Below are 20,474 nucleotides of genomic sequence, written 5' to 3'. Positions count from 1 at the left end.
GCGATGGTCACACGGTGGACCGAGGCAGGAAAGGCCGCAGCACCAGTGCCAGAAGGGCAAGGGCGAAAATGGCGGCAGGCAGCATGATTAGATCACGTCCCCAATTGGCCGCAATCACCCCAATCAGCGCCCAGATCACACCGATCGGATAGGTGACAGGCGGGTTCATCCGCGCCGTCACTGTCAGCGCCACTGCGGCAATCACACATAGCATCGTTAATGAGACGGCCGTCTCTGACCCGATGCCATAACCAATCAGCACAACACCGGTGGCCACACCGGTTGCCGCGGTCACCCAGCCCGCGTAAAGGCCGATCGGCCCCGACAGCAGCGCAAAACGCGCATGTTTTGTGGGTTTGGCCTGGCCGGTCTTCGACAATGCCCAAAGGGCAAAACCCGCCATCAGCCAGATTTGCACTGTTGCGAGCACCGGGGCCACCATCGCGACTTGCAACCAACTTGCACCTAAGCCCAGTGAACAAATCATGCCCCAACGCGGTGCATCCCAATCAGGCGCGTCGGAGCGTTTGAAAGTGGACATCACCGCGTGTCCCAGCAGCCAAAGATAAATCACCCCCCAAATTGAGAAGGCCCAACCGGCAGGTTGAATGGCCGGATCGGTGATTTGCACAGGGAAATTTTGCGGATCATAGCCGCGAAAGCTTTGCGCCCAAAATGGCGATGCCAGAAAGGCAATCGTGGCGATGAGCAGCAAAACAGCCTTAAGACGGATCATGATATATTCCAGCAGGTTTCTCAGGCCAAACGCCCCACATCCGGTGTGGTTCCCGTGGAAATACCGGTATGTCGACATAAAAACGGCGGGCATTGTGCCCGCCGTGATCCATCATAATATAGGCCCGGATGCGAAACCGGGATCAGACCAACGCGCCATCCACCAACCGCGTTTTGCCGCCCAGATAGGGATGCAGCGCGTTTGGCAATGTGACCGAGCCATCGGCGTGTTGGCCATTTTCCAAAACCGCAATCAGGCAGCGCCCAACCGCCAGACCGGACCCGTTCAGCGTGGCCAGAAACTCTGGCTTGCCGCCGCTTTCGGGTTTGAACCGGGCGTTCATCCGCCGTGCCTGAAACTGACCACAGGTGGACACCGAAGAGATCTCACGGTAGGTGTTCTGCCCCGGCAGCCAAACTTCCAGGTCATAGGTTTTTTGTGCGCCAAAGCCGATATCCCCAGTGCATAGCACAAGACGACGATAGGGCAGGTCTAGCCCCTCCAGCACCGCTTCGGCGCATTTCGTCATCCGCTCATGCTCATCCAGCGCGTTCACGGGATGGCAGATCGTGACCATCTCCACCTTTTCAAACTGGTGTTGGCGCAGCATGCCAGAGGTGTCTTTACCCGCAGACCCTGCCTCAGAGCGGAAGCAATTCGTATGCGCGACATAGCGGCGCGGCAGGGTGGCCTCATCCCATGTTTCACCGGCCGCGAAATTGGTCAATGTGACTTCGGCCGTGGGGATCAGCCACCAGCCGTTCGTGGTCTGATAGCTGTCTTCCGAGAATTTCGGCAATTGGCCGGTGCCTGTCATCGCCTCGCTGCGCACCAAGACGGGGGTGATGTTTTCAGTCAGCGCGTGATGATCGACATGCAGGTCCAGCATATATTGCGCCAAGGCGCGGTGCACCCGTGCCACGCCCCCCTTCAGGGCCACAAACCGCGAACCAGACAATTTGGCAGCAGTTTCAAAATCCATGTTGGCGCCCACGGCGGGCAGGTCAAAATGTTCTTTGGCGGGAAAGTCAAAGCTGGGAACCTCGCCCCATTTCGACAGTTCGACATTTTCGGTCTCATCCGCACCATCAGGCACATCGGCCAACGGCATATTGGGCAGGGTCATCAACAGGTCACGTAGCTCCGCGTCTTTGACACCGGCTTGCGTCTGCATGGCTGCCACTTCGGCCTTTTTCTCGGCAACCAATCCACGTAGGCGTTCAAATTCCGCTTCGTCCCCGGCGGCTTTGGCCGCGCCTACCTTCTTTGACGCCGCATTTTGTTCTGCCTTGGCCGTCTCGGCGGTTTGGATCGCGGTGCGACGCGCTTCGTCCAAAGACAGCAAAGAGGCAGACAATGGCGCCAAGCCCCGGCGCAAAAGCGCTGCATCGAACTGTTCGGGATTTTCACGGATCGCGCGGATATCGTGCATGACGGTCCTCTTTGCTTGCGGCCCCAATCGGGCCAGGGAGTGCAAACAGGCTTTAACGCGGAAATTTAACTTGGGAAACCCTGCAACCGGCGGCAAGTGGCGATGGGGCCGCAAAACCGGTCAATAGCAGCAAAATAGGTCTAAGGACGGGCGCAAAACATCTTATACAGCAGGCTTACCACCTGCTCTACGCGGGTATCGGCCAAAGTATAATAGATCGTCTTGCCTTCGCGGCGGGTGGCGACCATGCCCTCGTGGCGTAACCGCGCCAATTGCTGACTGACCGCAGCCTGACGAGTGCCCAACATCGTTTCAAGCTGCGTTACAGATTTTTCACCCGTCGTCAGAAAACACAGGATCTTCAACCGGCCTTCATGTGACAAGGCTTTCAAAAAGGCTGCCGCGTCATGGGCATTTTGATCCATATCCGCGCTGCCTTGGGGCGCGCGGGGGGCAGTGCCCGTGTCATGATACAACATGGATGCGTTTTGTGTCTCGGGTGGCATATCCGATCCTAGCATGGCTGACGATCGCCGCCCCATGCACCGATCCTGTTTCCGATAGCATTGCCCGAAGCCGGCGGGCAATGCACAACACGAAAATCTGATCGGGGTCAGCGGGTCATTGCGCCTTAGAGTCGCGCAGCTCTGCCTTCACGCGCAATTTTCCTATTAAACTGCGTAAGATAACGAAGCCGATAAAGGATAAGGCAAGCGTATCAAAGCTGATCATAAATGGCTCCGGCAGAACGAAGGAAACTGACTACATTGCCAAGGTCACGCCCAATTCTGGCACAAACATGGCGAATTTCAGTTCATTTTTGTGATTAGGTTAATGGCGCCAAAAATCGTCTGTTATACGCTGTTTTCCTGCTTAGCTTTGATGGGAGGAGGGGCGCGCAGCGCGGCGTGTGCGCCGTGCAGGCTGTGTGGATTGGACCAAACCATCATTCAGCAGCTGCGTCATCGGATGCCCGTTGGGTGCGTCATAGCTGACAAGGACGGTGCGCATCGCCTCAACCGAGTCGCAGTTGGGTGGCAAAGACAGGGCCCAATCCATAAAAATCGAACGACATTCTGCGTCCGAGATACCGTCGATACGAAAACTTTCGCGGATCAACCCTTTGGGGTCGGCCTGTTGTAGGCTCATAATTCGTCGTCCCATTGTGCTACCAATGCCTCCTCAATGATCTGCGCGGTCTGCGATGTCACATCGTGAAGGGTCTTGGCCAATTCCTCAAGGCTGGCGGCATTGCATTCGCGTAACACAAAGCTGCGACCGCCTTCGCCGATGGCGTCCATATCCAGACCTTCTTCGGTCAGCAAGCGGGTTGCAGCCTGTAGCCGCCATAAGATGTCGTAATTCTGGCTGAGGGTTTGCGCGGTTTGGGTGGTGATAAGCCCGGCCTTGGCACCGCAGCTTAGCTGCGCTTTGACCTGGCGTTGGGGACGTGCCGTGCGCAGCGCCAGACATTGCGCGAATAGCTCCAGATCTTGCAGCCGGCCCGGGCCGTTCTTGGCTTCCCACGGGGATGTGGCGGGTTTGGCAGCGAACAGGCGCGCGCGCATTTCGGCCAGATCAGGCTGCACCCTTGGGTCTGTCCCTCGGCTGGTCAAGACCTCCAGGCGTGTGGCCTCCAGATCCGTGGCCAAACCGGGGCGACCAGCGATTGGGCGCGCCCGCGTCAAAGCCAGGTGCTCCCATGTCCATGCTTCGGTCATCTGATAATTGGTAAAGCTTTGCAGCGATGTCGCCACCGGTCCTTGCCGCCCCGAGGGGCGCAGCCGCATATCGACCTCATATAATCTGCCCTGCGGCATTGGCGCGGTGACGGCGGTGATCATTGCCTGCGTTAATCGTGCATAATAAGCTCGTGTCGACAGGGGTTTGCGCCCCTGTGATGCTTCGTCGCCCTGCGCGTCATAGATCACGATCAAATCCAAATCCGACGCTGCATTCAACCGTTCCGCGCCCAGTGAGCCCATGCCCAGCAGCACAGCACCGCGCCCGGGTGCGGCCCCGTGGCGGGCCTCAAAGTTATTCAGAACAAGCGGCCAAAGCCGTTCCATCGCCACGCCCGCAATATCGGCGTAATAATGCGCGGCCTGTTCTGCATCGATCAACCCGCGAAGGTGGTGCACCCCCACCCGGAATTTCCATTCTTTGGCCCAGGCGCGGCTGGCATCCAATTGTCGTTCATAATCTTGCGCGACACTTAGCGCATGGTCCAGATCATCTTCCAGCGCAGCAATCCCATGCCATGGCTCAAAGAAACTGCCCCCCAAGACGGCATCCAAAACCGAAGAATTGCGCGACAGATAGCTGGCAAGCGCCGGTGCGGTCGCACAGATATCGACGATCAGATCGATCAGCACCGGGTTCGATTCAAACAATGAGAACAGTTGCACACCCGCGGGCAACCCCTTCAGAAACCCGTCAAATTGCAGCAGGGCCTCATCGAAATTTGCCGCCCGCTTCATCCGGCACAGCAGCTCCGGTTCCAGTCGCGCGAAAATCACCCGGGCACGTTCGGATTTCAAACAAGGATAGCTGTGCCAGCGTGTGATGATTTGCGTGGCGCGGTCATCGATTTTGGGCCGGGCAGGGGCAGGGGTGGGGGCGAAAAATTCGCCCGTCATCTGTTCCACCTCTTGCAGCCGGGCGCGCAATTGGTCGGCCCAACGCTGCGCGTCGCCCTCACCCATCATCGCGGCGATCCGTGCCAAACCTTCGGCACTGGTGGGCAGCGTTTGGGTCTGACTATCATTGACCATCTGCAAGCGATGCTCCACCTCACGATGGGCGCGGTAATGCTGCGTCAGGGAAAGCGCAATATCGTCTGGCACCCAGCTTTTGCGCGCCAGCGCGGCCAATCCGCCAACCGTGGTGCGGCCACGCAGGTCACTGTCGCGCCCGCCTGCGATCAGCTGCCGGGTCTGGGTGAAGAACTCGATCTCGCGGATGCCCCCCGGGCCCAGTTTCATATTGTGGCCGGGCACGTTGATATCGCCATGCAGCCCTTTGTGATCGCGGATGCGCAGGCGCATATCATGGGCGTCCTGAATGGCGGCAAAATCCAGATGGCGGCGCCAGACAAAGGGGCGCAGCGTGCGTAAAAACGCCTGACCGGCGACCACATCGCCTGCCGCAGCCCGCGCTTTGATATAGGCGGCACGTTCCCAGGTGCGTCCTTCTGCCTCATAATACAATTCGGCAGAGGCCATCGACAAACACACTGGCGTTGCGCTGGCATCAGGGCGCAGCCGCAAATCGGTGCGAAACACATAGCCCTCGGCTGTGACATCGGACAGTATTTGGCTCATTTTGCGGGTCGCCCGCACATAGGCCGAGCGCGCCTCCAGCAGGTCATCAGGGTCCAGCCGCGACTGATCAAACAGGCAAATCAGATCAATGTCAGAGGAATAATTCAGCTCCCCCGCGCCCATTTTTCCCATCGCAAGCGCAACCATCCCGCCCGCGGTCTGCGCATCATCTTGCGTCATGCCGGGCAGTTTCTTGCGTCGGATTTCTTCGGAAATCAGGTTTTTGACGCAAATATCGACAGCGGCATCTGCGAAATCACTCAAAGTCTGCGTAACCTGCTCAAGCGACCAGACACCGCCCAGATCTGCGAGTGCAGATAAAAGCGCGATCCGGCGTTTGGCGCGGCGCAATTCGCTGTTCAGATCGGGCAATTCCAGCGTGCGCACCCGGTCCAATTCCTGTGCTGTCGCCGCTTCGGGTGTGTCCGCCAGCGCGGCGCGCAGCCAATCAGCCTCGCGCACCAATAGGGTGTTCAGATAGGGACTGCATCCGGCAGTTCCGGCAATCAGCGCAGCCAGTTCCGGGGCAAGGTCACTGTAGCGCATATGCGCCTCGGCCCCCAGTGCAGGGTCAAAAGGTAACGGACAGCGGGTCAGGCGGGATGCAAGTGTCATGCAAGGACAGTAGCCGTGTGGATACCCACGTCAAGATGGGCCTTAGTGTTATGGATCTTAACGATCTTTTCGCGCCGCCCGACATTCGTTCCAGGACTATGATACGGGTCGGAGCGTGAGGGTCCTATCGTGCCGGTTCTTCTGAAGTGGCGGTATGTAAAAATGTTTTACATTGCCCCTTGCGCAGCGGGATGCGGAGTCCCATCTTGGGTATGTGAAAGGAATTCACATCACCAACTGGAGGTTGTCATGTCTTACGTTTCTTCTGATCCCGAGTTGCAGCAAGGTCCGATCCGGCGCGCTGTTGACTGGATGGATCAGCACGGGCGAATGGCGTGGATTGTGCTTATGATTGGCACGTTCATTTTCGCCGGCCCGCTTGGATTGCTGGTTCTGGGCTTCATGCTGGTCACCGGCCGGTTCAAGCGCAAATTCCGCGATGCGCACCACGTGACGCGCAAATGTGGCCCGAATTGGGGGCAGGCGCGTAGCCAGTTCAATATGAGCCGTTCGTCAGGAAATGCGGCCTTTGATGCTTATAAGCTGGACACGATTGCTCGTCTGGAGCAAGAGCAAGATGATTTTGAAGCCTTCCTGACCCGTCTGCGTGATGCCCGCGATAAGGCCGAGTTTGACCAATATATGGAAGATCGAGCCAAAGCGGCGGCTCAGGACGTCCCTGCTTCGCAGGATTTTGATACTCAGCCACGTGAAAAACCCGCGGCAGATTGATCATATCGCCTTGCCAAGGGCGCCGACGCGGCCTTGGCCAAATCCTGCGGGGCGCCGCTCAAACAGATGATTGCCAAGAAAAGCGGCATAAATCGCACTGCGCTTAACACTTTGCTGAAAATATTGAACAATACTGGCCCCGAACTTGTAAAAGGACGGGGTTTTCCCATGTTGTAAAAACGGGGCTTGGCTGCTTTGCCCGAAGTTGTTAGCTTCTTGGCAGCTTTGATGCCAAAAATCGTCCTTTCCCTAGCTTCGCGATATACTTACCTATGCGCCACTCGCTTCCGCTTGCTCCGCAGTTTTATGTGACCGCGCCTCAGCCTTGTCCCTATTTGGACGGGCGCGCAGAGCGTAAGCTGTTTACCGCATTACAAGGTGAAGGCGCGGAGAAGCTGAATAATGCGCTGTCGCGTCAAGGGTTTCGACGGTCGCAAAATGTGCTGTATCGTCCGTCTTGCGCAGATTGTATGGCGTGTTTGTCGGCGCGGATCCGCGTGGCGGATTTCCAACCCACACGCACACAGCGCAAGGTTCTGAACCGCAATGGCTGGCTAAAACGCACCGCGACCAGCCCCTGGGCCACCGAAGAACAATTCGGACTGTTTCGGCGGTATTTGGATTCGCGCCACGCAGATGGCGGCATGGCGGATATGGATATTTTTGAATTTGCTGCGATGATCGAAGAAACCCCGGTGAAATCCAGGGTGATTGAATATCGGGAGGCGCGCGATGCCCCCGGATCTACCCGTGCCTTGACCGCCGTATGTTTGACAGATGTGCTCGATGATGGGCTGTCGATGGTCTATTCCTTCTATGATCCTGATAAAATCAAACACAGCCTTGGGACACATCTGATCTTGGATCATATCGACATCGCCCGGCGGGCGAACCTGCCTTATGTCTATTTGGGCTATTGGGTGCCGGGGTCTAAGAAAATGGGATATAAGGCGAAATTCTCTGGGCTTGAGATTTTCAAGAATGGCGCCTGGACCGATATCGGAGACCCGGATTCGCATGAAGGCGAGACACATCCCCTGTCGGTCGATCCGATTGCAGAGCAGGTGGCACGGATTGATCTACCCGATACCACACGCAGTTAAGCCGCAGGCCGCGTCCTGTCACATGGCAACGTCCCGCGACTGTGCGCACCAGCTACGGCAATATCGCCAGCCAGCCCCAGATTGTGACAATTGATCCTGCCGTTGCGATCAGCACGGCAGAGGCTGCAACCCGGCGTCCCACCCCATAGATATTGGCAAAAATATAGGCATTGACGCCGGGCGCCATGGCAGCTGTCAACACACCCGAACGCATCTGATCTGTGTTCAGATCAAAGCCCCAGCGGCCAACGGCATAGGCAATCGCGGGATGCAGAAGCAGCGAAAACCCGGTGACCATCGCAATGGCTTTTGCGTCGCCTTCGGGCCGGTAGCGCACCAGAACACCGCCCAATCCAAACAGTGCGGCAGGGATTGCGGCCCCCGCCATCGTGTCCATCGCCTCCCATACCGGGTGGGGTAAGTTCAGACCGGTCAGCGCCTGATAGATCTTGATACCAAAGCCACATAGAATGCCGATCACCATCGGTGTTCGGAACACACCAATCAACGCATTCATCCCCACGCGGCCAAGGCTGGCCCCGGAATTGGCCGAACGGACCCACTCCATTGCCACGATACCCAATGTGTAAAGCAGTGGGGAATGAATTGAAATAATTGCAAAATTACCCGAAAGCGCATCGGCACCATAGGCGCGTTCTGTGATCGGCACACCCAAGAGCAGCGAGTTGGAAAACAAACAACAAAAGCCGATTGCCACGGCTTCATCCGGGCGCCGGCCCATCGCGCGCGCACCTGCTATTCCCAAGCCAAATGACAATAGCGCTCCGGCATAGAAGGCGATCATCAACCCTGGATCGAAGCTTGCACCCAGATCCAGCCGGGCAATAGAGCGCGCCAGAAGCACAGGCACCGCAAATGTCTGTGCAAAGCGCATCAGCCCATCAACGGCGGTGTCGGAAAACAACCCACGCCATGTGGCCAGATAGCCAAATCCGATCAACAAAAAGACCGGAAGGATAACGTCAATCAGCGCAGTCATAAGAGGAGTACTCCAGTCTTAGCCCGTCATAAGCGGGTCGAATGTGATCGGGCGTCTCCTCCGCCAACCGATCATGGTCAAGGTCGATATGCATATTGGTCAGCACCGCCGAACGTGCGCCCGCCTGCGCAATCCAATCGAGTGATTGTTGCAAATGCGCATGGGTTGGATGCGGCGTGTAGCGCAGTGCATCCAAGACCCAGCAATCCAGATTTTGCAGATGTGGCCATGCGGGGGCGGGAATGGCCGATACGTCAGGAAGATAGGCCAGATCGCCAATGCGGAAGCCAAGCGCATCAATATTGCCATGCACCACACGGAAAGGCTGAAAGCGGATCGGCCCACCCGCACCATGAATGGTGAAAGCCGTGTCGCGGATCGCGTTCAAGGTGCAGATGGGTTTGTAATTGCTGTCGGCGGGCTGCACGAAAGCATAGCCAAACGAACCCAGCAACCGATCCTGTGTGTCCTGATCCGCCCAAACGGGCAACACGCGCCCCATGTTGAATACCACTTGGCGCAGGTCATCAATGCCGTGGATATGATCGGCATGGGCATGGGTATAAACCACGCCATCCAACGCGCCAATTTCGGCAGACAAAAGCTGTTCGCGCAAATCCGGGCCGGTGTCGATCAAGATATCTGTGCTGCCTTTGGCACCAAATCTCTGCACCAGCATGGCACAACGCCGCCGCCGGTTTTTCGGGTTGGCCGGATCGCAGGCCCCCCAATTGCCGCCGATGCGTGGCACACCACCGGAAGACCCGCATCCCAATATGGTAAAGCGCAGCGTCATGATGCTGACCAACCGGCGGCTTTGGCGAACAGCCTGTCAAAATTGATCTGGGTCTGGGCGGCGAAATCAGCGTAGCTTAGCCCAAAGACCTCGGCGCCGACGCGTGCGGTATGGGCCGAAAACGCTGGCTCGTTGCGTTTGCCGCGATGGGGCGGCGGTGCCAGATAGGGGCTGTCGGTTTCCACCAAAATCCGGTCAATCGGCGCTTTGGCAAAAATTGCGCGCAGGTCTTTGGAACGCGGAAAAGCAGTGATTCCCGACATGGACAGATAGAAGCCCATCTCTAATGCCGCTTCGGCCAAACGTGGACCAGAGGAAAAACAATGCATGACACAGCCAAAGGGTGCCTTGGCCAGACCCTCTGACAGGATGTGTTCCATATCTTCATCCGCGTCGCGCGAATGTATGATAAGTGGCAGTCCGCTGTGCTGCGCAGCCTCTATATGCAGCTTCAGGGATGTTTTTTGAACATCGGCGCTGTCAGCGGTATAGTGATAATCCAGCCCGGTTTCGCCCAAACCCACAAATTTGGGATGGGCTGATAGCGTAAGCAGCTCTTCAACCGATGTCATCGGTTCCTCTTGTGCGGACATCGGATGGGTGCCTGCGGCGTAAAACACCGGGGCAAATTCTTCAGAGATGGCACGGACCTGCGGTTCAAGACGCAGCTTGGTGCAGATCGTTACCATACGCGTCACGCCGGCCGCCAAGGCGCGTTCGATCACCTGTGGACGTTCAGCATCGAAATCAGGGAAATCCAGATGGCAGTGGCTGTCGGTGATTTCCGGGGTGATCTCGGCCATGAAACGTCCTTTCCCAGTATGCGCTAAGCAACCGCTGATGTGATGCGTAAGATCATATCCAACACCAGCGCGGCAGGGTCAAGGTTGACCGCCCGACCATGGCGCGCACGCGCCCCACTCTCTTGATGCAGCCGTGCCCAGACCATCGCCCAATGCCCGTCAGGCGATAAGCGCGCCAATAATTGCGATTCATTTTTCGCCGCCTCCGGCTGTGGCGGTCCGCTAAGCCCTGCGCGTGCTGTGCGGGCCAAAAATAAGTCCAGCAAATCCAACAGCAGATCAAAGCGCGGCTCATTTTTCTTGCCAGCCAACCCATCGGTCAGAGCAATCGCACGTGGGCGATCCAACCGCGGCAGCGTGGACATAAGGTCGATCAGCGCGGAATAGGCCGCCAAACCATCCATTTGCGTCAGCCGGATTGCCTCACCCACTGAACCAGATGACAATGCCGCCAGTGCCATCGTATCGGCATCAGGGTCCAGCGCATCGGCGGCTTGCAGCGCCAATGCCATATCTTCAGGTTGGACGGTGGTCAGACGCAATTCGCGGCACCTTGAGCGGATTGTGGGCAACAGCGCCGCCGGCTGATGTGCGATCAGCAAGAATGTCACCCGCTCGGGTGGTTCTTCCAGCAGTTTCAGTAGGGCGTTGGCGGCTTGCGGGTTCATCTCATCCGCGCAATCAATGATCACCACACGCCGTCCACCCTCTGTCGCAGACAGATGCAAAAAGCTTTTCAGCTTGCGCACCTCATCCACACGAATATCGCGCGACAATCCGGTTCCTGTGGTATTGGCACCGCGTTTGAGTTCAAACACACCGGCCTCAGATCCTGCCAAAATGCGCCGCACGGCGGGGTGGTCAGGATCACTGGACAGATCGGTCGGCGGTGGCGGGGCGAACATGCCCCCGTCGTCATCAGGCTGCGACAGCAGGAATTTTGCGATGCGCCACGCCAATGTCGCTTTGCCAATGCCGCGCGGCCCCACCAGCATCCACCCATGATGCAAGCGGCCCGTGGTAAAGGCGTCCAGAAACTGCGCCTGTGCTGCATCATGGCCAAATAGAGTGGTGGTTTCGCGCGGATGGGGCGCGCCGTCTATCTGGCAAGGATCGGGCAGAGGGTCAGCAGATTTTTTCGGCGCCCTCATGCGCAGGCCTGCAACGCATGATGCAGCACATCAGCGGCCACGGCATCGGCATCGCGCGCGCCATCGATCAGCCGGAACCGTTCGGGGAACTGCGCCGCCAACGCCAGGAAACCTGCACGCATTTTTTTCTGCAATTCCAGGCCGAAATCTTCGAACCGTTCCTCGGTCCCGTTGCGGGCTTTGGCGCGTGACAGCCCCACGGTCGGATCAATGTCGATCAGAAATGTCAGATCGGGTTCGCGCCCGATCATCATCTGATGCAACTTGTCCACATGGCCGCGCAGATCGCCCCGCGACAGGCCCTGATACATGCGCGTACTGTCGGCAAACCGGTCGCAAATCACCCATTTTCCAGCCGTCAGCGCAGGCGCGATCAGCCGTTCCATATGGTCGCGGCGCGCGGCGGTGAACAGCAACAGCTCCGTTTCGGCGGACCAGCGGTCAGGATCGCCTTGCAGCACCAGCGCCCTGATTTCCTCGGCCCCGGTGGAGCCGCCGGGCTCACGGGTTAAGACGACATCGCGCCCCGATTCTCGCAGCGCCTGAGCAAGCCGTTTCGCCTGCGTTGATTTGCCGGACCCGTCGATCCCCTCAAAGCTGATAAACATCGTTAGCTATTCGCTGCTTCCATTGCCTTGGCGGTCAAACGGCCCATCGCCGCTTTCACACGGGTCATGAAACCGCCAGCTGCGACATCGTTTTGTGCAACCAATGGCACGCGTTTTTCACTGTCCAACCCCGGAATAGTCAGCACCAATTCACCCAATCTATCCCCTTTGGCGATGGGCGCGGCAATCGGGCTGGTGAATACTGCTTCGGCCTCCACCCCGTCTTGCAATGCAGCAGGGATCAGCAGTTCAAGATCTTCGGCAGGGACAAGTCCTACGGTATCTGTCTCACCCAACCACACAGGGGCTTGCGCCAAACGAGTGTCTTTCGTGACAAGGGTTTTCAAAACAAATTGGCGAAAGGCCCAATTGGCAATGGATTCCGCTTCTCGCGCGCGCTCCCCCTCAGATGTCAGGCCAGAAATGACAAAGACAATCCGGCGTTCTCCCATAACGGCAGACCCTACAAGCCCATATCCCGCTTCCGACGTATGGCCGGTTTTCAGCCCGTCGGCGGTCCAATCCGCCGCGCGGATTTGCAACAACGGATTGCGGTTGTTTTTATTGGCCGGCGCACGATCTTTGTAGTTAAACGTGGTCTGCGAAAAGATCGGATAATATTCCGGGAATTGTTCGATCAGTCGCGTGGCCAAAACGCCCAAATCATGCATCGACATGCGTTGGCCCGGATGTGGCCAGCCAGAGGCATTGGCGAACATCGAATCATTCATCCCCAATTGATGGGCGCGGCTTGTCATCAGCTCGGCAAAGGCGCTTTCGGATCCGGCCAAACCTTCGGCCACCACCACACAGGCGTCATTGCCCGAATTGATGATGATACCGTGGATAAGATCTTGCACCGACGGCCGATCGGTCGTGTTCAAGAACATCGTTGACCCGCCCATCGCCTGCGCGGTGGGGGAGACCGAAAACGTGGTATCCATGCTGACACGGCCATCTTGCAGCGCCTCAAACAGCAGGTTCAATGTCATTAGCTTCGACATGGACGCGGGTGGCAGCGGAATATCGGCATTCTTTTCCAGTAACACGGTTTTCGTGGTCATATCATAGACCCAGGCCGCCGAGGCATTGGTATCGAACGCATGTGCAGGCCAAGCCGACATCACCGTCATGGCGACTCCGATGATCAGGCGCTTAATGTGCATCTGTGTCGCTCCTTATTTCGAGACGGCATAGGCATCAGTATAGCCCAGGCCCTTGATTTTATTTAGCAACGCGTTGCGATCACTGGACGAGGCTGCAGGCCCCGCAACCACGCGCCAGAATTTCTTACCTTGCCAGTTTTCGGCAATGGTCTGGGTGACGACGCCGGATTTAGACATTTTATCGGCCACACCTTTGGCATTTGCCTCAACCGAGAAAATACCAATCTGCACAAACATATTGCCTTTGGTTGCAGCAGGTTTCGGCGCTGCTGGTTTTTCTGCCGGGGCAGGTGGCGTAGGTTTCGCCTGCGGTTTGGGCGCAGGTTGCGCTACGGCAATGGCACCTGCTGCAGTTTTGGCTACATCTGAAACAGGTCTTGTTTCAATAACTTCGGCCTTCAGAGCCGTCGTTTCAACGGCGTCAGGCGCGGCCACGACAGGATCGGTGACAAGCGGCGCATCCTGTGCGGGGGCTTCTTCGCGGCGCAGCGCCACGACCGACAGTTTGGTTGGTGCACCCGCCAGCATTCCTAGGGCCTCTGCCGCGTCGGAGGACACTTGCAATTTTGGACCGGGGTTCTCACGCTCTCGGCGGAACAGGGCGCCAATGACGAATTTTCCGTTGGCATCGTTGCGAATGATCACACGTTCGGGGTCTTTGACGCTGGGATGTGCCACCCAAACGCCGCCTAGCGAGGGCCGGCCATCCCACAGCCCGTCTTCATCAACCGAGAACACATCGGGGGCTTCGACATCGCGTTCAACCATCCGCGCCGAGGTTGCAGGCTGTGCCGCACCGTCGGGTTTCTTCATAAGGTTAAATCCGTTCTCGCCCGGCTTACAGCCTGTCAGAACAATCGCTGTGCCCAACAAAAAGCTGCAAACCATCAGATTGCGCGTGCTCATTCATGCCCCTTTCTGCACAGGGCTGCCCCTGCGTAACATCCTCTCGTGCGCCTGCATCGGGTTGGCCCGACTGCATATACGCATGGTCTGCGCCTTATTGCCGACGCTGTCTTTGGACATGACAGTATCCAAAGCGCGGCTACAAGAAAAGCACCGTGGCGAGGGACGGTGTGAATTTGGGCTTACAGCCCCTCAGTTTTTCGTGACCAGCGGTGATTTTTATAGGTCGTTGCGCGGAAAAACGCGACAAACCGCTGTCGTAACGGCAGGCTCTCGCAATGGTGTTTTTGCGCTGCGTCTGAAACTCCCCATCTTCTTATAGTCATTATCAGTAAGGAGTATCGGAATGCAGTGTTCATTGAAAACAACGGCTAAGGCTGCGCGCGCCGCGCTTATGGTGCGTCGCGGGAAAATCAGCACGGATGAGCTGCGCGGCGAAGCCCGGGTCATGTATGACATGCTGACAGAGCGAGAGCTGGAAGAATTTGCAGGCCTTCCGCTTGGTTAATCTACGCGGCGACTGCGGCCCAAAGCTTCATATAAAATTCGACACTTGCCGGTAGCATGCCTAGGTAGGTCATGACAGACCGTCTGAATGCGTCGAACCAAGGGGCTGTATGGAAGAACTCGGATCTCTAACCAGCCTATTTGTCTCTGGGCTTTTGGCTGCCACGCCGATTCCAATGCAGTCGGAAATTGTTTTCGTCGCCGTGCAGGCACGCGGCGATGTGGCTTTGTGGCAAATGGTGCTGATCGCAGGGGTCGGAAACACCTTGGGTGCGATGATAACCTATGCGTTGGGGCGCGGGATCAACCGGTGGCGTGGGCGCAAATGGTTTCCTGCAAGCGAGAAGCAACTGGAGCGTGGGCACCGCTGGTTTGAACGCTGGGGGTTTTGGATCTTGCTGATGACTTGGGCGCCCGGCGGCGATCTGGTCTGTTTGGTGGCCGGCGTGCTGAGGCTGCATCTGGGCCTGTTTATTCCGATGGTATTTATCGCGAAAACAGGGCGTTATCTGGTGTTGGCCTTTATCACAGCACAGGCTTTGGGCTGGGCGGGATAAGGCTTAGCGCGGCGCTTTGGCCTGCGCCAATTTCCGCCTGATATCGTCAAACAGCGCACGACGTTCTTGTGACGTCAGGAATCTTCCCAGCTCTACTTCACGCGGACCGCCCAAAAAGGTCAGGTAATTTTCCACTGGCCCGCCGGTGTCGCGACAATGAAGTTCTGCCCAATAGGAATTGGCGGTCCATGATTGCGTTCTTCCCGCAACTGTGTGCGTCAGGCTGATGTGATCTGGCGTGATCGTCAGCGTTTCTAGGATTTCACCGCTGCGGTAGCTGTGGTTCAGCGCGATCCATATCATGATAACAGCCAGCGCCAGAAACGGCAGGAGCACCCAAAGAACTGATGTGCCCAAAACCACAAAAAGCGGCAGGCTAAGAAGCCCAGAAGTTGCAGCAATGAACAGCACAAAGCCTTTGCGCGGAAGCGATCGATACGGCCATAAATGCAGCTGCGCGACTATGTTACGCTCTGATCCGGTGGTAGAGGGCCGTGTGATCCATTCATAGGGCATATCGGCGCCGCAATTGGCTGAGAAACGAAAACGGCCCCGGAAATGCTCCGGGGCCGTTCGACTGTGCTACGGGTCAATGCGCGTGACTGCGATCCCAATCTTCACGCTTTGGAAGCTGCTCGAACGTGTGCTCTGGCGGCGGGTTCGGAAGGGTCCATTCCAGCGTGTCTGCATATTCATTCCAATAGTTATTCTCGGTGACGCGTTTGCCTTTAAACAAGGTGTAGAACACGATCCCGATGAAGAACAGGAAGGATGCGAAGGAGATGAATGCCCCGATCGACGAGATATAGTTCCAGAACGCGAATGCTTCTGGATAGTCGATATAGCGGCGTGGCATCCCTTGACGGCCCAAGAAGTGCTGCGGGAAGAAGATCATGTTCGAACCAATGAACATCGCCCAGAAATGCAGCTTTCCTGCCCATTCGGGATATTGCCGGCCCGACATTTTGCCGATCCAGTAGTAAACCCCGGCAAAGATCGCAAAGACCGCGCCCAATGACATCACATAGTGGAAATGCGCCACCACATAATACGTGTCGTGATAGACCCGATCCAGAGGTGCTTGTGACAGGACAACACCGGTTACGCCGCCTACAGTGAACAAAAACAAGAAGCCAAATGCCCAAAGCATCGGTGTCTTGAATTCAATCGAGCCGCCCCACATCGTTGCAATCCAGCTAAAGACTTTCACACCGGTTGGAACCGCGATGACCATTGTGGCCAGCATGAAATAGCTTTGCTGCTGCAAGGACATGCCGACCGTATACATGTGGTGCGCCCAGACGACAAACCCCAGAACCCCAATGGCAACCATCGCATAGACCATCGGCAAATAGCCAAAGATCGGCTTGCGCGAGAAAGTTGCGATGACGTGGCTGATGATGCCAAAGCCCGGCAAAATGATGATATACACCTCTGGGTGGCCAAAGAACCACAAGATGTGCTGATACAAGATCGGATCGCCACCGCCCGACGGATCAAAGAACGTGGTACCGAAGTTGCGATCCATCAACAGCATCGTGATCGCGCCAGCAAGAACCGGCAGCGAGAGCAAGATCAACCATGCGGTGACAAAAACGGACCAGGCGAACAATGGCACCTTGTGCAGGGTCATCCCGGGGGCACGCATGTTCAAGAATGTGGTGATGATATTGATCGCACCAACGATCGAAGACGCACCAGAAACATGGACTGCGAAAATCGCAAGATCCATCGAAATCATGCCCTTGGCCTGTGTCGACAGTGGTGGATACAAAACCCACCCTACGCCAGAGCCAAGCTGCCCGGATACCGATCCCGGCGTCAGCAAAGACGCAATGCCAAGTGCCACACCGGCCACATACAGCCAGTAGGACAGGTTGTTCATCCGTGGGAAGGCCATATCCGGCGCGCCGATATGCAGCGGCATGAAATAATTGCCAAAACCGCCAAATAGGGCGGGGATGACAACGAAGAACATCATCAGAACGCCGTGATATGTGATCATCACGTTCCATAGATGGCCGTTGGGCGTGCATTCCGCCTCAGATGCGATGAAGCGTGCGCCTTCGGCACACATATATTGAACGCCGGGCTCCATCAGTTCCAGTCGCATATAGACCGTGAAGGCGACCGAGATCAGCCCGACGATCCCTGCGGTGAACAGGTAGAGTATCCCGATGTCCTTGTGATTGGTCGACATGAACCAGCGGTTGAAGAACCCCCGATTATCATGCGCGTCGCCATGTACGGCTGCGTCTGCCATTTCCGATCTCCCTTTCCTCCCAGCAGGCCTGGGTCTCCCAACCTTGATCCCGCTGTTTCTCACTTTTTAGAGTGCATTTGGTTGCCCATCAATGAAAGACCTTTGGCCAATCGCAAAAAATACCCAATACGCAGCATTTTCGCTCATTCTCACAGGGGCGCGGGTATGGAAACCGCCCGTCGTGGCAACGACGGGAGGCAATCATGGGGCAAAGATTCGCCCGGTCAACAGGGCTGTTACTGCGCCACCGACGCCAAATATGCGGCAATTTCGGCCTGCATTTTAGGCTGCTTGTGGGTCATGCCGGACGCCGCCCCGGAATCGCCGGTCTTTTCGACCAGCCATGCTTTGGGGTCGGTGATATAGGCGGCCAGATCTTCTTGTGTCCAAACCATGCCGGTCTCACCAACGGCGACAATCGCGTCTTTATATTTAAAGCCATCGACGCCGCCGACCTGACGACCGATCACCCCGTAAAGGTTCGGGCCGACCTTGCCGCCCTTGACGATCTTAGTGCCATCGGCTGCTTCAATCATGTGGCAGGCTTTGCATTTACGGAATTCTTTTTCACCAGCGGCAACATCCTGCGCCATCGCAGGAGCGGCCAGTGTGAAAGCGGCGAGTGTGGCGAACAGGCTAGTTTTCATCGCTTGGTCCTTATCTGGTAGCAACGCACCGCATGCTATGAGGCGCGCTCAACTCTGCAAGATGCAGATTATAGTGTCAGCTTATGACATATCATGCGGGCTTGGGAGGCGTCAGCCCCAAATCATGGGATTTTCGTCGTAACCGTGGCACGACCTTGGTCGAATACCCGTGCAAATGTTGCCTTCAGGGCGGCATCCAAATCCCCCATCGTCGCATTACGTCCCAAATCCATAAGAGAGGTGACCCCATGATCCGAGATCCCGCAAGGCACAATCCCGGAAAAATGGTTCAAATCAGGGTTTAGATTGATCGAAATCCCGTGAAAGCTAACCCATTTGCGCAGTTTAACGCCGATTGCTGCGATTTTGTCCTCTGCCAGCGCACCAGTGATCAGTGGCGGCTTATCGGTGCGGGGCACCCACACCCCGACACGACCGTCGCGGATTTCCCCCTGCACATCGAATTCAGCCAATGCCGCGATCACCCAGGCCTCCAGCGATTTGACAAAGGCACGGATGTCGCGGCCGCGCGCGTTCAGGTCCAACATCACATAAGCGATGCGTTGCCCTGGCCCATGATAGGTATATTGCCCGCCACGCCCGGCAGCAAAAACCGGAAAGCGATCAGGATCCACCAGATCTTCAGGTTTGGCAGATGTGCCAGAGGTATACAGCGGCGGATGTTCCAGCAGCCAGATCGCTTCATCCGCCTCGCCCGCAAAAATTGCTGCAGCGCGGGCTTCCATGATCTGCAGTGCCTCGGGGTAGGGCACCAGTTGATTTGAACGTATCCATTCGACCATAGGGCACCTCCTGATCCGTGATATGCCGCCATGTGATATGGCGCCCACGGGGTAAAATAGCAATCATGGCAATCTTGCGGATGCGCGCCAATGTAGGGGCTGTGATGGAAGAACAGAGCTGGGCGCAAAAAAGTCTAGGCAAACTGAAAATTTCTCTTTCCAATCGGATCTGGTTTGGCTAGATACCCGCCACCAAGCCTTGATCGTGCGGTCGTGGCGGAATGGTAGACGCGCAGCGTTGAGGTCGCTGTGGGGTAACACCCGTGGAAGTTCGAGTCTTCTCGACCGCACCAAATTTTCTTCATAATCCGCAGGATATGCAAATTCTCGCGTTTTTATGGATTTGGGGAAGTTTTCGCCCTGAATTTTTCTGACAGCATCACTGTTCCAGAGCAAAGCTCTGTAAACTTCGTCATATAGGCGCGGTTTTTGCGTCATTGGCAATCCTCTGATCTTAGGGGGATGTAGAAGTCAATTTTCTAGGCAGGATAAACGACAAGATACCGATGAGGCAGACCCGATTAATAGAAGCGCAAATCATGGCAGTGCTGCGCCCGATAGAGCTCAGTTGGCCTGCCGTCAAGCTGTGCTGCGAACATGGAATTAGCAGCGCCACGATGTGCAAATGGCGATAAAGAGTGTCAGCATCGCGCTGGCGTGTCGGGGGGATGTCAGTGAGACATTAAACGCTAGCTGAAAACTGGACATTAAGAACGAGCAGATCGCCGGCCTGCTGCTCAGATTGACGAAGGCCAAGAAGACTTGACGCTATGGCCCGTGTTTCCTGCAACTGCGCAACGTTCGCGAATGAGCCATTGAGACGCGATAGGTTCAAGTTCAATGGTTAACGCCCCGAAAGCGGTTGAAGTGGGACAAGCCCGAAGCGCTGGCGGTTTGGGGGGCTGCGAATGAGGTAGGGCCTTTGGCTTTCACGGCTGATCGCTTTGGAATGTGTGCCAGTTCCCGCGGTGGAACGTTCTGGACGACTTCATCCGTGAAGGCTTGGGCATCGAGGTCGAGTACTCGCTCTCCGCCGAGCGGGTCGTTAGGGCGCTGAACCAGATCATCGAATTGATCCGCCGCGGGTTTACCGGAGACCTATAGCTTCATTTCACGCGACCATATCGAGCACGTCGCGCTGTGCATAGAAGTTCTGTTCAGCCTCTGCCGGCGGTATGTTTCCGATAGGGCCGAGCAAGCGCCGGTGATTAAACCAATCGACCCAGCCGAGCGTCGCCATTTCCAGATCCTGCATGTTGCGCCATGGACCCTGGCGATGGACCAGTTCGGTTTTGTAGAGACCGTTTATCGTCTCCGCGAGGGCGT

Annotated in this window: 21 protein-coding genes and 1 tRNA gene; 5 read left to right on the top strand and 17 right to left on the bottom strand. The window is 56.8% G+C overall.

Annotation, left to right across the window (positions count from 1 at the left end; genetic code table 11):
• Positions 1-7 precede the first annotated feature (7 nt).
• From BFP70_RS15645 to BFP70_RS15625, 5 genes are all read right to left on the bottom strand, one after another.
• Positions 8-736 carry a hypothetical protein gene (locus tag BFP70_RS15645; protein ID WP_066012608.1) on the bottom strand — a complete coding sequence of 243 codons (729 nt, stop codon included), beginning with the start codon at positions 734-736 and terminating at the stop codon, positions 8-10.
• A 142-nt stretch (positions 737-878) separates the two neighbouring features.
• Entirely contained in the window at positions 879-2,168 is a 1,290-nt protein-coding gene (gene serS, locus BFP70_RS15640; RefSeq protein WP_066012586.1) for a serine--tRNA ligase, read from the bottom strand.
• Positions 2,169-2,308: 140 nt separating this feature from the next.
• On the bottom strand, positions 2,309-2,593 hold the full coding sequence (locus BFP70_RS15635) for a helix-turn-helix transcriptional regulator (RefSeq protein ID WP_083217557.1): 285 nt from the start codon (positions 2,591-2,593) through the stop codon (positions 2,309-2,311).
• Positions 2,594-3,041: 448 nt separating this feature from the next.
• Positions 3,042-3,317, bottom strand: a complete 276-nt coding sequence (locus BFP70_RS15630; protein ID WP_066012585.1) for a hypothetical protein — start codon at positions 3,315-3,317, stop codon at positions 3,042-3,044.
• Entirely contained in the window at positions 3,314-6,106 is a 2,793-nt protein-coding gene (locus tag BFP70_RS15625) for a glutamine-synthetase adenylyltransferase (RefSeq protein WP_066012584.1), read from the bottom strand. The genes BFP70_RS15630 and BFP70_RS15625 overlap by 4 nt, the downstream gene beginning before the upstream one ends.
• A gap of 249 nt (positions 6,107-6,355) precedes the next feature.
• On the opposite strand from BFP70_RS15625, the gene BFP70_RS15620 reads away from it, so the two are divergent.
• Both BFP70_RS15620 and BFP70_RS15615 read left to right on the top strand, forming a co-directional pair.
• Positions 6,356-6,838 carry a DUF2852 domain-containing protein gene (locus tag BFP70_RS15620; RefSeq protein ID WP_066012583.1) on the top strand — a complete coding sequence of 161 codons (483 nt, stop codon included), beginning with the start codon at positions 6,356-6,358 and terminating at the stop codon, positions 6,836-6,838.
• 272 nt (positions 6,839-7,110) lie between these two features.
• Complete coding sequence (locus tag BFP70_RS15615; RefSeq protein ID WP_066012582.1) at positions 7,111-7,941, top strand: arginyltransferase; 831 nt, start codon at positions 7,111-7,113, stop codon at positions 7,939-7,941.
• A 52-nt stretch (positions 7,942-7,993) separates the two neighbouring features.
• Here BFP70_RS15615 and BFP70_RS15610 read toward each other — a convergent pair whose 3' ends face one another.
• The 7 genes from BFP70_RS15610 to BFP70_RS15580 are packed head-to-tail and all read right to left on the bottom strand — an operon-like array spanning position 7,994 to position 14,371.
• Complete coding sequence (locus tag BFP70_RS15610) at positions 7,994-8,941, bottom strand: AEC family transporter (RefSeq protein WP_066012581.1); 948 nt, start codon at positions 8,939-8,941, stop codon at positions 7,994-7,996.
• Positions 8,925-9,740 carry an MBL fold metallo-hydrolase gene (locus tag BFP70_RS15605; protein WP_141693232.1) on the bottom strand — a complete coding sequence of 272 codons (816 nt, stop codon included), beginning with the start codon at positions 9,738-9,740 and terminating at the stop codon, positions 8,925-8,927. Before BFP70_RS15605 ends, BFP70_RS15610 begins: the two co-directional genes overlap by 17 nt.
• On the bottom strand, positions 9,734-10,540 hold the full coding sequence (locus tag BFP70_RS15600; RefSeq protein WP_066012579.1) for a TatD family hydrolase: 807 nt from the start codon (positions 10,538-10,540) through the stop codon (positions 9,734-9,736). The genes BFP70_RS15605 and BFP70_RS15600 overlap by 7 nt, the downstream gene beginning before the upstream one ends.
• A gap of 23 nt (positions 10,541-10,563) precedes the next feature.
• Entirely contained in the window at positions 10,564-11,691 is a 1,128-nt protein-coding gene (locus BFP70_RS15595; RefSeq protein ID WP_066012578.1) for a DNA polymerase III subunit delta', read from the bottom strand.
• On the bottom strand, positions 11,688-12,299 hold the full coding sequence (gene tmk / locus BFP70_RS15590) for a dTMP kinase (RefSeq protein ID WP_066012577.1): 612 nt from the start codon (positions 12,297-12,299) through the stop codon (positions 11,688-11,690). Before tmk ends, BFP70_RS15595 begins: the two co-directional genes overlap by 4 nt.
• 2 nt (positions 12,300-12,301) lie before the next feature.
• Positions 12,302-13,465, bottom strand: coding sequence for a D-alanyl-D-alanine carboxypeptidase family protein (locus BFP70_RS15585; protein ID WP_141693230.1), 1,164 nt, complete (start codon positions 13,463-13,465; stop codon positions 12,302-12,304).
• 12 nt (positions 13,466-13,477) lie between these two features.
• Positions 13,478-14,371 carry an SPOR domain-containing protein gene (locus BFP70_RS15580; protein ID WP_066012576.1) on the bottom strand — a complete coding sequence of 298 codons (894 nt, stop codon included), beginning with the start codon at positions 14,369-14,371 and terminating at the stop codon, positions 13,478-13,480.
• 346 nt (positions 14,372-14,717) lie between these two features.
• On the opposite strand from BFP70_RS15580, the gene BFP70_RS20450 reads away from it, so the two are divergent.
• Complete coding sequence (locus tag BFP70_RS20450) at positions 14,718-14,879, top strand: DUF3008 family protein (protein ID WP_083217551.1); 162 nt, start codon at positions 14,718-14,720, stop codon at positions 14,877-14,879.
• A gap of 109 nt (positions 14,880-14,988) precedes the next feature.
• Positions 14,989-15,435, top strand: a complete 447-nt coding sequence (locus BFP70_RS15575; RefSeq protein ID WP_066012575.1) for a YqaA family protein — start codon at positions 14,989-14,991, stop codon at positions 15,433-15,435.
• Between the two features lie 3 nt (positions 15,436-15,438).
• On the opposite strand, the gene BFP70_RS15570 is transcribed toward BFP70_RS15575, so the two are convergent.
• From BFP70_RS15570 to lipB, 4 genes are all read right to left on the bottom strand, one after another.
• Positions 15,439-15,951 (bottom strand): DUF2244 domain-containing protein, encoded by a 513-nt coding sequence (locus tag BFP70_RS15570; protein WP_066012574.1) that lies wholly within the window; start codon positions 15,949-15,951, stop codon positions 15,439-15,441.
• 73 nt (positions 15,952-16,024) lie between these two features.
• Positions 16,025-17,698: a cytochrome c oxidase subunit I gene (gene ctaD / locus BFP70_RS15565; RefSeq protein ID WP_066012573.1), complete on the bottom strand. Its 1,674-nt coding sequence runs from the start codon at positions 17,696-17,698 to the stop codon at positions 16,025-16,027.
• A gap of 236 nt (positions 17,699-17,934) precedes the next feature.
• The gene (locus tag BFP70_RS15560; protein WP_066012572.1) at positions 17,935-18,345 is read right to left on the bottom strand and encodes a cytochrome c family protein; all 411 of its coding nucleotides are present in this window, start codon (positions 18,343-18,345) and stop codon (positions 17,935-17,937) included.
• 122 nt (positions 18,346-18,467) lie between these two features.
• Complete coding sequence (lipB, locus tag BFP70_RS15555) at positions 18,468-19,148, bottom strand: lipoyl(octanoyl) transferase LipB (protein WP_066012571.1); 681 nt, start codon at positions 19,146-19,148, stop codon at positions 18,468-18,470.
• Positions 19,149-19,355: 207 nt separating this feature from the next.
• Between lipB and BFP70_RS15550 the strand changes: the two genes are divergently transcribed.
• A tRNA-Leu gene (locus BFP70_RS15550) sits at positions 19,356-19,441 on the top strand.
• 818 nt (positions 19,442-20,259) lie between these two features.
• On the opposite strand, the gene BFP70_RS15545 is transcribed toward BFP70_RS15550, so the two are convergent.
• A partial coding sequence (locus tag BFP70_RS15545; RefSeq protein ID WP_141693229.1) for an integrase core domain-containing protein occupies positions 20,260-20,474 on the bottom strand: 215 nt, incomplete at its 5' end.

The organism is Thioclava sp. SK-1 (genome assembly GCF_001705665.1).
Lineage (GTDB): Bacteria > Pseudomonadota > Alphaproteobacteria > Rhodobacterales > Rhodobacteraceae > Thioclava.
This window is presented reverse-complemented; position numbering and strand designations above follow the sequence as displayed.

Bases quoted from the DNA above. Each gene is read 5' to 3' on its own strand.
- BFP70_RS15645 (WP_066012608.1), bottom strand. From the start codon at position 736: ATGATCCGTCTTAAGGCTGTTTTGCTGCTCATCGCCACGATTGCCTTT.
- serS (WP_066012586.1), bottom strand. From the start codon at position 2,168: ATGCACGATATCCGCGCGATCCGTGAAAATCCCGAACAGTTCGATGCA.
- BFP70_RS15635 (WP_083217557.1), bottom strand. From the start codon at position 2,593: ATGGATCAAAATGCCCATGACGCGGCAGCCTTTTTGAAAGCCTTGTCA.
- BFP70_RS15630 (WP_066012585.1), bottom strand. From the start codon at position 3,317: ATGAGCCTACAACAGGCCGACCCCAAAGGGTTGATCCGCGAAAGTTTT.
- BFP70_RS15625 (WP_066012584.1), bottom strand. From the start codon at position 6,106: ATGACACTTGCATCCCGCCTGACCCGCTGTCCGTTACCTTTTGACCCT.
- BFP70_RS15620 (WP_066012583.1), top strand. From the start codon at position 6,356: ATGTCTTACGTTTCTTCTGATCCCGAGTTGCAGCAAGGTCCGATCCGG.
- BFP70_RS15615 (WP_066012582.1), top strand. From the start codon at position 7,111: ATGCGCCACTCGCTTCCGCTTGCTCCGCAGTTTTATGTGACCGCGCCT.
- BFP70_RS15610 (WP_066012581.1), bottom strand. From the start codon at position 8,941: ATGACTGCGCTGATTGACGTTATCCTTCCGGTCTTTTTGTTGATCGGA.
- BFP70_RS15600 (WP_066012579.1), bottom strand. From the start codon at position 10,540: ATGGCCGAGATCACCCCGGAAATCACCGACAGCCACTGCCATCTGGAT.
- BFP70_RS15595 (WP_066012578.1), bottom strand. From the start codon at position 11,691: ATGAGGGCGCCGAAAAAATCTGCTGACCCTCTGCCCGATCCTTGCCAG.
- tmk (WP_066012577.1), bottom strand. From the start codon at position 12,299: ATGTTTATCAGCTTTGAGGGGATCGACGGGTCCGGCAAATCAACGCAG.
- BFP70_RS15585 (WP_141693230.1), bottom strand. From the start codon at position 13,465: ATGCACATTAAGCGCCTGATCATCGGAGTCGCCATGACGGTGATGTCG.
- BFP70_RS15580 (WP_066012576.1), bottom strand. From the start codon at position 14,371: ATGAGCACGCGCAATCTGATGGTTTGCAGCTTTTTGTTGGGCACAGCG.
- BFP70_RS20450 (WP_083217551.1), top strand. From the start codon at position 14,718: ATGCAGTGTTCATTGAAAACAACGGCTAAGGCTGCGCGCGCCGCGCTT.
- BFP70_RS15575 (WP_066012575.1), top strand. From the start codon at position 14,989: ATGGAAGAACTCGGATCTCTAACCAGCCTATTTGTCTCTGGGCTTTTG.
- BFP70_RS15570 (WP_066012574.1), bottom strand. From the start codon at position 15,951: ATGCCCTATGAATGGATCACACGGCCCTCTACCACCGGATCAGAGCGT.
- ctaD (WP_066012573.1), bottom strand. From the start codon at position 17,698: ATGGCAGACGCAGCCGTACATGGCGACGCGCATGATAATCGGGGGTTC.
- BFP70_RS15560 (WP_066012572.1), bottom strand. From the start codon at position 18,345: ATGAAAACTAGCCTGTTCGCCACACTCGCCGCTTTCACACTGGCCGCT.
- lipB (WP_066012571.1), bottom strand. From the start codon at position 19,148: ATGGTCGAATGGATACGTTCAAATCAACTGGTGCCCTACCCCGAGGCA.